Origin of the sequence: Streptomyces sp. IBSNAI002 (assembly GCF_052244475.1) — a bacterium.
GTDB lineage: Bacteria > Actinomycetota > Actinomycetes > Streptomycetales > Streptomycetaceae > Streptomyces.
In genome coordinates this window covers 329655-340986 of sequence record NZ_JBQPXG010000003.1, presented here as the reverse complement: position 1 = coordinate 340986, position 11332 = coordinate 329655, and the positions used below count along the sequence as shown (strand labels likewise).

General features: G+C 69.1%; 12 protein-coding genes. All 12 read left to right on the top strand.

The window, feature by feature from the left end; all coding sequences use genetic code 11:
• Positions 1 to 762 precede the first annotated feature (762 nt).
• Entirely contained in the window at positions 763 to 1266 is a 504-nt protein-coding gene (locus ACTVZO_RS41425) for a DUF4262 domain-containing protein (RefSeq protein WP_443303754.1), read from the top strand.
• 75 nt (positions 1267 to 1341) lie between these two features.
• Entirely contained in the window at positions 1342 to 1782 is a 441-nt protein-coding gene (locus tag ACTVZO_RS41420; RefSeq protein WP_443303753.1) for a hypothetical protein, read from the top strand.
• A gap of 88 nt (positions 1783 to 1870) precedes the next feature.
• Entirely contained in the window at positions 1871 to 2053 is a 183-nt protein-coding gene (locus ACTVZO_RS41415; RefSeq protein WP_443303752.1) for a hypothetical protein, read from the top strand.
• 205 nt (positions 2054 to 2258) lie between these two features.
• Positions 2259 to 4313: a type I restriction-modification system subunit M gene (locus ACTVZO_RS41410; RefSeq protein ID WP_443303751.1), complete on the top strand. Its 2055-nt coding sequence runs from the start codon at positions 2259 to 2261 to the stop codon at positions 4311 to 4313.
• Positions 4314 to 4482: 169 nt separating this feature from the next.
• The gene (locus ACTVZO_RS41405) at positions 4483 to 5370 is read left to right on the top strand and encodes a hypothetical protein (protein WP_443303750.1); all 888 of its coding nucleotides are present in this window, start codon (positions 4483 to 4485) and stop codon (positions 5368 to 5370) included.
• A gap of 147 nt (positions 5371 to 5517) precedes the next feature.
• A complete protein-coding gene (locus ACTVZO_RS41400; RefSeq protein ID WP_443303749.1) occupies positions 5518 to 6474 on the top strand; it encodes a methyltransferase in 957 nt (318 codons plus the stop codon).
• A gap of 300 nt (positions 6475 to 6774) precedes the next feature.
• Complete coding sequence (locus ACTVZO_RS41395; RefSeq protein WP_443303748.1) at positions 6775 to 7113, top strand: hypothetical protein; 339 nt, start codon at positions 6775 to 6777, stop codon at positions 7111 to 7113.
• Between the two features lie 100 nt (positions 7114 to 7213).
• Positions 7214 to 7807, top strand: a complete 594-nt coding sequence (locus tag ACTVZO_RS41390; protein ID WP_443303747.1) for a hypothetical protein — start codon at positions 7214 to 7216, stop codon at positions 7805 to 7807.
• Between the two features lie 75 nt (positions 7808 to 7882).
• Positions 7883 to 8074, top strand: coding sequence for a hypothetical protein (locus ACTVZO_RS41385; RefSeq protein ID WP_443303746.1), 192 nt, complete (start codon positions 7883 to 7885; stop codon positions 8072 to 8074).
• An 86-nt stretch (positions 8075 to 8160) separates the two neighbouring features.
• Positions 8161 to 8802: a hypothetical protein gene (locus ACTVZO_RS41380; protein ID WP_443303745.1), complete on the top strand. Its 642-nt coding sequence runs from the start codon at positions 8161 to 8163 to the stop codon at positions 8800 to 8802.
• Complete coding sequence (locus tag ACTVZO_RS41375; RefSeq protein ID WP_443303743.1) at positions 8799 to 9221, top strand: hypothetical protein; 423 nt, start codon at positions 8799 to 8801, stop codon at positions 9219 to 9221. The genes ACTVZO_RS41380 and ACTVZO_RS41375 overlap by 4 nt, the downstream gene beginning before the upstream one ends.
• 108 nt (positions 9222 to 9329) lie before the next feature.
• On the top strand, positions 9330 to 11183 hold the full coding sequence (locus ACTVZO_RS41370) for a DNA cytosine methyltransferase (RefSeq protein ID WP_443303742.1): 1854 nt from the start codon (positions 9330 to 9332) through the stop codon (positions 11181 to 11183).
• Positions 11184 to 11332 lie beyond the last annotated feature (149 nt).

Genomic DNA, 11332 nt, shown 5'->3' with positions numbered 1-11332 from the left:
CCGGACGCGTACAGGGCCGGGGTAGAAGCGGGGCGACAACGGCCACCAGGAGGAGCGAGGGGCGGCCCGACAGTCCGGACGGGGGATGCCGGACAAGCGAACCGCCCCACAAAGCAAAGCCTACCCGAATACCCGCCCCATAAAGCCCAAAAACAGCACCAGGAGCGGTGAATTGACCACCCGGCGGAAACGAGGTGGCCGGAGAGTGTCGTGGGCCCAAAAGGCAGGGAAAGGAGGGTTAGTTTCGCGTGCGGGAACGGGGTAAGGGGAGCGATGCCGGAACGGGGGCACGTCGGGGAAGCGTTAGTTTCGGGAGGGATTCACCGGGGGTGCCGTCCATCCCGAAACTAACACTCCGCCAACCCGCCCCGCATGAAAGGGGCCGGGTGTCCGACCAGCGTTAGTTTCGCACCCCGCCCCGCACGCTCCGTCCGGAGTCGCGGAGGGCGGACGGAGCCGGACTCGGCCGCCGGGGACTCCGAGGGGTAACCGGCTGCCGCTCCCGCGGGCAGGCGCACCCCGCACGCCGACCCGATGAAGTTTCTACACCGGCCACCCGTTCAACAAACCAGCCCGACCCCACCCCCACCACACCCCAACCCAACTCCCCAACCAAAACTGATGTTGCGTAAGTCTATGAGACTGTGTACTGTGGTTCACACGAGGTCGGCGAGAATGCCGACACGGCTCACTCGGACCCGGCCTGACTGGCCGCCGGCTCCCGTGCGAGGCTGCGGCCCCTTCAGCTGAAAGGACAATCCGATGGAACCGATGCTTTCTCCCGAGACGCGCCAGTTGATGAGTGACTACCTGGACGGCCTGGTGGTGCTCATCAACGAGCGTGGTCATGCTGTTCAGTTCGTTGATTCGGGGGCGGAAGAGCCACCGCTCGCGTACACGGTGGGGCTGCACGTCGAGCGGGGCTACGAGCTCGCGATCAGCGGACTTACCTACGAGGCGTCCTGTTCCGTTCTCAACTCGCTCGTCGCGTGGCTGGGTGAGCAGCAGTCCGCTCCGTCTCCGTCGTTGGAGATCGCCGGGCTTGCCGGTAACGGCTATTCGCTCCGGCTGGTGGAGGCTGGCAGCCTGGATCCGTTCGTCATGGCACGTACCCTCTACGGCTACAACCCCCTGTTTGGCAGGCTATTTGGCCGGACCAGGCGGGCCGGTTTCCGGGTGACCCCGGGTGCCTCCTCTCGCCGGCGGGTCAGTACATGCTCTAGAGGTTGCTTAAATCTAGGATTTCACATAATGTATTGCTGCTGATGCTTGCCGTATCCCGCCGCACACTCCGGCTGCCGACAAGCCGGGATGTAACCCACACCCCCAGAAGGACAGACGATGCGCGTCTCCGAACTTGTAACCCGCCTCGACGAACACCGTCAGCACGTAGGGAACGTCGCCGTTGAATCGGTTCTTTCTGGCAAATGGGAAGGCTTTGAAGGGCCTGTGGTCGGCGTGACCGTCGAACACGGCCGCGCGGGTGCCCGCCCCTCCGGGGGTGCCACGGTCATGATTGAAGGCCGCGTGGAGGACGAGGACAGCCCTCAGGGCGCCTCCAAGCGCGCCTTGAACGTCTGCGACCTCATCACCCAGCTCTCCGAGGTGCACCAGAGCATCGGAGATGTCGATGTCAAGCTCCGGGTAACCGGGGAGGGGCCGCGAGACGGCGATCTTGGGCCGATCATCGAGGTCAGCTCGACCCGCTGGACGACCCAGAGTCTCGACGGTACGACGACCTCTACGACAAGCATCATCATTTCAGGTCCGATCGAGCGGTGACGTCGAGAAGCACCTCGTCGGGAGCTGTTCCCCTTCGCGTCTCGCCCTGACCTGACGTGACTTGATCCACGAGCTAGCTGGAGTATCCGTGACCATGCCACCGCGCTCCTTCACCACGGTGGAGCGTCAGCCCTTCCACCCTCAGGACTTCGACGAGCCGTGCGAGGGCTGTTCCGCTCCCGCCGGATCGTTCTGCTACGCCGACTGCGACTGCGGGTACACCGCCGAGGATGCACAGGCAGAGGCCGCACGCCGCAGCCGCCGGTCCTGACGAGATCGACAACCTGGGGGACCGGCCGCTGGTCCCCCAGGGATCGGCCGGCCACACCATCCGCACGGGGCTGTCGCTGGCCCCTCCGCTCGAAGAGCGGACGGCTGGCCGTGCCCGGCGGGACTCGTCCCGTCGATGTCCTTGGCCATTCCGGCTGCCCCGGCTCTCGCCTGTCCTCAACGGATAGGCCTTGGAGGGATACGCGTTGAACAACAGCAAGCACATTGAGATGGCGAACCACGTGTGGTCCGTCGGCGATCTCCTGCGCGGCGATTACAAGCAATCCGAGTACGGCAGGGTGATCCTGCCGCTCCTGGTGCTGCGGCGTCTTGAGTGCGTCCTGGAGCCCACCAAGGCCGCCGTCCTGGAGGCGGCCCGTCTCGCCGGGCAGGGCAGCGGTCGAGACGCTCTCTTGCGCGCGGTGGCCGGGGTCGGCTTCTACAACACCAGCCCGATCACCTTGAACGGCATCGCGAGGGATCCCGAGCGCTGCGAGGAGCAGCTGCTCGAGTACTGCGGCGCGTTCTCGCCCGGAGCGCGTGAGGTGCTGGAGCAGTACGGCTTCGCTCAGCAGGTGCGGCGCTTGGCCGCGGCGGGGCTGCTGCACCATGTCGTCGGGCGTTTCGCGGATCTGGATCTTCGTGCGGTCGAGCGGGATACCGGCAACGCCGTAGTTCGCGGCGAGGACGGGAGGCCCGTGGAGGTCGTGTCCAACCATCAGATGGGCTACGTCTTCGAGGAGCTGATCCGCAGGTTCGCGGAGCAGTCCCACGAGACGGCTGGTGAGCACTTCACGCCGCCCGAGGTGGTCCGGCTGATGGTGAACCTCCTCTTCCTGGCCGACGGGCGCGCGTCGGCCACTCCCGGGGCGGTCCGTACGGTCCTGGACCCGGCGTGCGGGACCGGCGGCATGCTCAGTGCGGCGCAGGAGCAGCTGCTCCGGCTTGATCCTGATGTCCCGGTGGAGGTGTTCGGGCAGGAGTTGAACCCCGAGTCCTGGGCGATCTGCCGCTCCGACGTGATGATCAGGGGGCAGGACCCGGGGAACATCGCGTTGGGGAACTCCTTCACTCAGGACGGGCACTCGGGCGCGACGTTCGACTTCCTGTTGGCCAATCCGCCGTTCGGCGTCGAGTGGAGGAAGGCCCGGGAGGCTGTCGAGCGGGAGTACCGGGAGCTGGGTGAGCGCGGGCGGTTCGGGGCCGGGCTGCCGCGGATCAATGATGGCTCGCTGCTCTTCCTCCAGCACATGATCGCGAAGATGAAGCCGGTCGACGCCTCGGGTGCGGGCGGCAGTCGCATCGCGATCCTCTTCAGCGGCTCCCCGCTGTTCGCGGGGGCCGCCGGGTCGGGAGAATCCCGCATCCGTCAGTGGATCTTGGAGAGCGACTTGCTGGAGGGTATCGTCGCTCTGCCCGACCAGCTCTTCTACAACACCGGGATCTCCACCTACCTGTGGGTTTTGACCAATCGCAAGGCCGAGAGGCGGCGGGGCGGGGTCGTGTTGCTGGACGCCCGTGACCACTGGGAGAAGATGCGCAGGGCGCTGGGTGACAAACGCAAGGAGCTCAGCGAGGGGCACATCGCCGAGTTGACCCGCCTGTACGCCGAGGCGCCGGCGGTCCCGCTCGGTCGGGTGGACCACGGTGCAGCGGTGCCGCGGGCGGCGGGCCAGAAGGTGAAGGTCTTCCGCAACGAGGACTTCGGCCACCGGCGAATCACGGTCGAGCGGCCGCTGCGGCTCCGGTTCGAGGTCAGTGAGGCGGCGCTCGCGGCGCTGACCGCGTCGAAGCCGGTCCGGCGGGCGACCGACGCTGTGGCGTTCACCAAGGCGCTGCGCCCGCTGATCGGCACGGTGTGGGCGACGGAGGCCGATGCCTGGCGTGCTCTCTCGTCCGCCGTGGCCGCAGCTGGCCTGCCGTGGCCGTCGGGGGCGGGGTTCACCAGGGCGCTGCGGGCGGCGCTGGGCGTTGTCGATCCGGAGGGTGAGGTGCAGCAGTCCGGGGACGGCCCTGTGCCTGACCCGGGTCTACGGGACTTCGAGAACGTCCCGCTCGGTGAGGACCCGGAGGAGTACGTGCGCCGCGAGGTGCTGCCGTACGTGCCCGATGCCTGGATCGACCATGCCAGGACGAAGATCGGCTACGAAATTCCGTTCACCCGTCACTTCTACGTCTACACGCCGCCCCGCCCCCTGGAGGTGATCGATGCGGAGCTGAAGGCGCTACAGGCCGAGATTCGGAGGCTGATGGTCTGGTAGGTCTTCCGGTTTTCGTGCAGGGGGGTGTCCGCGCTTCGGCTGCCTTAGCAACCCCCTCACGCAATGTTTCTTAATTCTACGAGTTAAGTTATGGTTTTAACGCCTGTGCGGTTCCGCCAGGCCCTCCCTTGCACATTCCCTCGCTCTCCTCCTGCTCCTGGAGTACGACGTGACCCTGTACGGTATCCCACCCGCGGGCATGCGCCGCTTCCTGGCCCCGGACACCGGACGCGAACACGCCCGCGTCATCGTTGACGCGGCGTACGCCTGGTGGCTGTCGAACCGCGGCGGCACCGGCGACCTGGCCATCGCGGTCGGCACGGTCGGCGCGCTGGCTCTGTCCGCTCCCAGCCGTGTCGACGGTCCGGACTACGGACCGCTACTGATCCCCCTGAACGACGAGGAGCTGGCGGACGCCCTTCGGGCCAGTTGGAACAGCCTGTGGGCGTATGACCCCGTCCGCGCCGATGCCGCCCGGCTGCTGCACGAGTGGCTCGCCGAGCCGAGCGAGGACGACATCCGAGGCCTCGGCGACTATGCCCGCATCCTGGTGCGCGCCGGTCTGCTGGAGTACTGCAGCGACGTCTCCCGGTGCGAGTCGGAAGACCTCCTCGGTCTGCTGGTCCAGCGGATGCGCGGCTACAGCCAGCGGCAGGCAACCGGCGAGTTCTTCACCCCCTCGATTGCTGCGGCCAATGTCGGCGAAATCGCCCTCGGCACCCGCCTGGAGCCCGGAGCGCTCTTCCTCGAACCGTGCGCCGGTACCGGCACCATGGCTCGCGCGGCGGCTGCGACGCTGCGGTCCCAGGGTCTCGACCCGGCTCAGTACCACTGGTGGCTGAACGACCTGGCCCCTCTCAACTCGGCGTGCTGCGCGGTCAACGCGCAGTTGTGGCGGCTGGGCCGCGCTGTGACGGTGTCGTGCGGCAACGCCTTGCGGGACCCGCGGGAGCTCGAAGAGCCCACCCGGCAGCGGGCAGAGCGGGCGATCGCCAAGCAGGCTCGCCGGCCGCTGCTGTATCGCACCCGCACGCGGTCTCCGCGCTGGCCGTTCTGAACCGGCGACCAGTCCGCTTCACGCCGCCGAGATGATCCCCGGTGCTCTGGGCAGCAGCCCCGACGGCGTGCCGATTGGGCGACCCGGGCGGCACCCCGGCCCTGCCCGCCCCCAGGCCGACATCCGCCCCGACTCCGAAGGAAGACCATGAAGATCGCCAGCGATGTCCTCGCCGTTCTGGCGGGCGCCGTCATCGAAGGCGTCGCGCTGCGCCTGCCCGCCCAGGTGGACCCCAACCTCTACACCCGCGTGGACAAGGCCCTGCAAGCCGCCGGGGGCCGCTGGGACCGCAAGGCCCAGGCCCACGTCTTCCCCGAGGCCCCAGGACCGGCCATCCAGCAGATGTGCAGCACCGGCGAACTCGTCACCGCCCAGGACTTCGGATACTTCCCCACTCCCGCGGCCGTGGTGAAGCGACTGGTGGAACTCGCCCACCTCTCACCCGGCCTGACAGTGCTGGAACCCTCCGCAGGGCGCGGCGCTATCGCGCGGCAGGCCGCCGCGGCCGGTTGCGCGGTGGACTGCGTCGAACTGCTGGAGGACAACGTCCAAGCCCTCGTGCAGGCCGGCATCGCCCGGAGCGTGACGCATGGAGACTTCCTCGACCTGGCACCATCCCGGCAGTACGACCGCGTGATCATGAACCCTCCGTTCGCCGGAGGCGCCGACATCGCCCACGTGACCCACGCGTACGACTTCCTCGCGCCGGACGGCCTGCTCGTCGCAGTGATGGCGTCCGGAGTGACCTTCCACTCGACCCGCGCCGCCCGGCAGTTCCGGGCCCTGGTGGAGCGGACGGGCGGCATGCTGGAGGAGCTGCCCGACAAGGCGTTCCAGGAGAGCGGGACGCTGATGCGGACCGTGGTCGTGGTGCTACCCGGCCGCGGACGGCGCTGGGAGCGGCCCGAGCCCGCGGCGGAGCCGATGGTGCGCACCATCGCCGCGGCGGCGCAGGAGGAACTGCGGTCGCCGGCGGCGATCGTCCAAGAGATCATCCGCGACCTCGCCGAGGCCCAGCGGCACATGCAAGCCCTTCAGCGTGACCTCGAACGGCCTCTGGTCAGCAGGCAGTCGTGTGAGCAGCAGCTCTCGTTCGACCTGTAGCCATTACGACGCACTCGACGTATCGGCCAGCCCTCAAGTGTTGGCGACGCGGTCGACCACCGGACGCCCGGGAACTCGGGCACCTCCATCACTTACGAGGTTGCATAACTCTATGAGTCTATGTAATGTTGAGACTGCTGGGGAGCGACAGGCGTAAGTCTGAACCGCCGGCAGGGACACCCGTTGTCCAAGCTCCTCTGCTCCGGCGCGGGGTTCGATCGCGCCGGAGCAGGAACCCCCAGCTGTCGGGCGCGCAACGCGCCCCACGGCCCTCACCAACGATGAAGAAGGAGAGCATCCATGCGGACGCAAGTTGGCTTCGGCCTGGGCATCAGCGACGGCGAAGTCGAGTACGAGGCGGGATTCACCTGGGAGACGGGCAGTCTCCCCCTGCCCCGCAAGGGCGACCGCGTCGCCTTCGGCGAACTGATCACGGTCGTGGATTCGGTGACCTTCACGTGCCTCGACACCGGATACATCGCCACCCGGGACCACGAGATCGATGACGTGGAGGTCCACTTGGGACTCCGCCTCGCCAAGGCGGCCCGCAAGGCCGAATACCGGCCGGCGGAGTTCCACACGATCCTGTCGCAGCTGCCCAGCGTCTCCGGTCTGCACGTGACCGGCGCCGAACACTGACCCGAGCGCCGGTGCCGCGTCCCGCGCGGCACCGGCCCAGTCCGACGACCACGACCGCTCACCCCATCCCGAACGACGACGACACCCCCGAGGTATCAAGATGAGCACCACCGCCCTGTCCACCTCCCCCGGTGACGCCGACACCACGACCGTGTCCATCACGCTCGCCGCGCTCACCACCGCCGCCACGCAGCCCTTCGACCAGTGGGACCGCGCCCGTAGCGAGCAGGTCCAGGAACTGGCCGCATGGCTCCAGTGCGCGGCGATGTGGCGCAGCCACGAGGAGGTCCCCGGCGCGAAGGAGGGCTCGTCCCTGTCCGTGATCCACGGCCTGATTGCGGCCAACGCTTCCCTCCTCGCCCGGCAGCAGGCCGAGATCGCCCCCTTCAAGAGGCCCGACGGCTGCCTGCTTGGCAACGACTACGACGACCACGACGAGGCCGCTGACCGGCACGTCGACGAGCGTCTCCAGATGCTCGGCACGGTCATGGCCGTGCTAGCTGGTGAGTTCGGCCGGCCGGAGGCTAGCGCGGCGTCGGAGCCGGGCGTGCAGGCAGGGATGCGTTCGGTGCTGGGCGCCATGACCGATCCCGACCTGGAGGGCGGCGACATCGTGGAGGCAATCAAGCATCGCCTCCACTTCCTCGGGTTCGACCTGAGCATTCCCGGCGAGTGCGAGGACGAGGACGCCTGACCCCGTGAAGCTGCCCGGGCGCGCCGCCGCCCGGGTCCACGATCCCCGCCCCCCTTCCACGAAAGCGAGTTCCCGATGTCCGACCTGACCGATGTGTGGCAGGCCCACCGTGCGGCCGAAACCCTGAGCAGCACCCTCGCGTCGTTCTACGAGGAAGGAAGCCCCGCCGGTCAGCGTGAACTGACCGACGCCCAGAAGAATTCGATCACCGAGCAGTTCGACAAGGTGCGGCGTCTGCTCGACAGCGCGGGCGTCTCGCTCTCGTAGCCGTGTACGGCGGGCCGGGCGCTGCCCGGCGCGCCGAGCCCCGCCGTCTGCCCGCCCAACAGCCACCGACCCGTAAGGACACCCGCGTGAGCACACGCCATCAGGCCCCCATTCGAGCTGACCACTCCGACGGCACAGAGTGCACCCACCCGCGCACGGACCCAGAGTGCCCCGGCCGGGCCCGGTACACCGCCAGCTGCAAGAAGACCGGGTGCCGCTGGTCGTACTCCTCCGAGATCCGGGCGACCACCGAGGAGCGCAAGGGACACCACCTGGCCCAGTACGCGAAGGAAGCAGAACCGGTGACGGGCCGGGACCTCAAGCCGACCGGCCGCCGGATGACCGACAGCACGCTCCGTCTCTCCTGCCCCCGCTGCGGTGTCCTGGGCACCTACGTGCACAGGCCGAAGGCGGTGTCCGCGTTCGCCGAGCATTGCGACGAGCAGCACCCCGCCCCCTCCCCGCTGCTGACGGTCCGCACCTCCATGATCCTCACCGAAGACGGCGAGAGCCGGTGGACGTGGTCCGCGCCCGAGGGCCGGACCTGGGTGGTGCGGCAGACTGGCAGCGGCAAGGGATATGTCATCGACAGGATCGACGGGTCCGTGCGGTCTCTGGACTGGGCCCGCCTCCACATCGCCGTCGCGGCCAAGGTCATCGACCGCCTTGGCGCCGAGGCCGCCCGCATCGAGCTGTCCCGCGAGGAGGCGCAGGGGGCGGCAGAATGAACTCCGATTCCGCCTGCGACGGCGGCACCGCCCCTGTGGCGCGCGGTGGTGACGCAGACGGAGGGCCGACCGAGGCGCCCCAGGGCGTGGTGGCGGCGCTGATTCCCCTGGCCGGCCAGCTGGGGCTGAGGGAAGTGGACGTTGACGATCTTGTCTACGACATCGTTCACCGGGACGCATCGAACGCCTACAACAGCGGAGGGCAGTCGGGGCTGAGCTCCCTCGACGCGTTCGACGCCGTGCTCGACGGCGCCGACGGCCGGACCAGCGCAATCAACAACGGCGGCCTGGAAGTCCAGGTCTCCGCGCTCGTCGAGGGCGTTCGGGGAGCAGCAGACGGAGCTGCTGCTGCGGGACACAGCGGGCCCGTATCAACCCCGGGGCGCCAACCCCCTGAACTTAGTTACTTAATTCTATGAGATTGCCTATGGTTGCAACTGCTTGACCGATTGCGGTCCGGCCGCCCCGGTTCAGGGGCCATTCCCGCCGACCCACCCGAGGCGGCCGAAGCCATGAGGAACACGACGATGAACACCGCCTTCCCCCGCGCCATCTCGCGGGCCGATGTGGTCAGCGACCCCGGCGGCCCCGATTCCATGGACAACGAAGGGGGCGCGGCAGTCCCCTCGCCGTGCCCCCTGGCGGAGACGCAGCGGCGGCACGCCCTCGCCGTCGAGCGGCACACCGCCGCGCTGGCGGCAGCAGAGGCGCACTCCGATGAGGTCGGGGCTGCGTACGAGGCCGTCGACTGGGCGCGGCGCTGGCGGCTACCCCAGTCGGTGGAAGACGAGGGCTGGGAGTACCGCGGGGAACTGGAGGAAGCGAGTACGGCGATCTGGGCCCGGGCGCACATGGCGCACTGGGTCGCCCAGCGGGCCCGGGTGTCGGTGGCGAAGGTCCGCGCCGTGCTGGGGCTGCCGGTGGACGACGTCGACCTCCTCGACGACGAGGAGCGCGACGCCTACATCGCGGGGCTGAGCGACGAGGAGCGCGCGGAGCTCGCCGGGCCCTGGCCGATGGAGTGGCTATACCGGCCCAAGCCCGGCGCCCCCATCCGGATCGTGAACTTGTTCGCCGGGCCCGGGGGCTGGTGCGAGGGCATCGCGCAGGTTCTGGGCGAGCCGGTCGACATGGTCGGCGTGGACATCTCGGAGGCCGCGTGCGCCACGGCACAGGCCGCCGGGTACCGGCGGATCTGCGCCTCGGTCACGGACCTGGACCCCGCGAACCCGGCGCTGCGCTACGTGGTTGCCGTAATTCTTTCCCCGCCCTGCCAGACCCTCTCGCCCGGTGGGAAACTGGCCGGGCTCGCCGAAGAGGCCATGCAGCTGGTCGAAGACGTGATCACCGAGGCCGGAGCGGCGGCCGGGTTCATCATGGTCGACGACGCCGGCGACGGCATGGAAGGCTACGCCCCGCCCACCGGCGCCACCTGGGACGAGGTCCGCGCCCCCCTGTCGGCCCTGAACGACGGGCGCACGGGGCTCCTGGTCGAGGCCGTGATCTGGCCGCTGGCGCTGCAGGCCAAGCACAACAACATCCGTTGGGTGGCCATGGAGCAGTCCTCGAACCTCGTGAAGTCCAAGGTCGCCGAGTACGTGGTCGAGGCGATCCGGACGGAGTTCTACGGCGCCGGATGGGAGTGGGCGGACTTCAGCCTGATCGAGGCCGCCGACTACGGGGCCGCCTCCAAGAGGAACAGGGCGTTCATGGTGTGCATGCGCTACACCCGCCCGTTCATCAGCTACCGGCCCAGCAGCCCGATCCCGACCACCACCTGGGCCGCGTGCATGGGCTGGGAGAAAGGCCACAAGGTCAACACCCGCGGCGTGCGCGGGATCAACCCCGATACCGGCCGGCCCAAGGGCGGCGGCACCTTCATCGCCGACCAGCCCGGCACCACGGTCACCGGCACGGCCTACGGATGGAAGCGCGAGGCTGACGGCCTCACCCACACCCGCGCCGACCTCGGCCGCGCCGTCGGCTTCCGCGCCAGCTACCCGTGGACCCACGTCGGCCGCGGCGCAGGTATCCGCAACAAGACCCAGCTCATCGCCGACACGGTCAGCCCGATGGCCTCGGCCGCCTGGATCGGCCACATCCTGGGCCGCATCTGGGAACCCCAGACCCGCGCGTACGTACACGAGCTCTACCGCCTCCACGGCCCGGGCCGGCACGCCGTCGTACAGGCTGCCCGTGAGCGCGGCGAGGCCTGGAGGGCCCGGTTCGAGCAGAGTCCGGAGCGTAAGCGGTACGACGCCGTGGTTCGCGAGGGCCGGGCGCTGACCCGCGCCGCCCGCACCGCAGTGGCCCGCCCCTCAGCTCCCGCTGCTGGAACGGCGCCGGCCCGGCGCGGCCGACGCCGAAGGGCCGCCCGCTAACAGCAAGGGCCTGGCCGAGGGTGAACCCCGTCAACGCGGCTCCGGATCGTAGCCCCCAAGTCGGCACGCCGTCAGAGGAGTCGACCTGCGGGCCCACTGACAGCGCAGGGCGCTGCGGGCTCGTGCCGGAGATGCCGGTACGGAGAGGT

Coding starts and splice junctions, on each gene's coding strand:
- ACTVZO_RS41420 (WP_443303753.1), top strand. CDS start 1,342: ATGCGCGTCTCCGAACTTGTAACCCGCCTCGACGAACACCGTCAGCAC.
- ACTVZO_RS41385 (WP_443303746.1), top strand. CDS start 7,883: ATGTCCGACCTGACCGATGTGTGGCAGGCCCACCGTGCGGCCGAAACC.
- ACTVZO_RS41425 (WP_443303754.1), top strand. CDS start 763: ATGGAACCGATGCTTTCTCCCGAGACGCGCCAGTTGATGAGTGACTAC.
- ACTVZO_RS41375 (WP_443303743.1), top strand. CDS start 8,799: ATGAACTCCGATTCCGCCTGCGACGGCGGCACCGCCCCTGTGGCGCGC.
- ACTVZO_RS41370 (WP_443303742.1), top strand. CDS start 9,330: ATGAACACCGCCTTCCCCCGCGCCATCTCGCGGGCCGATGTGGTCAGC.
- ACTVZO_RS41400 (WP_443303749.1), top strand. CDS start 5,518: ATGAAGATCGCCAGCGATGTCCTCGCCGTTCTGGCGGGCGCCGTCATC.
- ACTVZO_RS41395 (WP_443303748.1), top strand. CDS start 6,775: ATGCGGACGCAAGTTGGCTTCGGCCTGGGCATCAGCGACGGCGAAGTC.
- ACTVZO_RS41390 (WP_443303747.1), top strand. CDS start 7,214: ATGAGCACCACCGCCCTGTCCACCTCCCCCGGTGACGCCGACACCACG.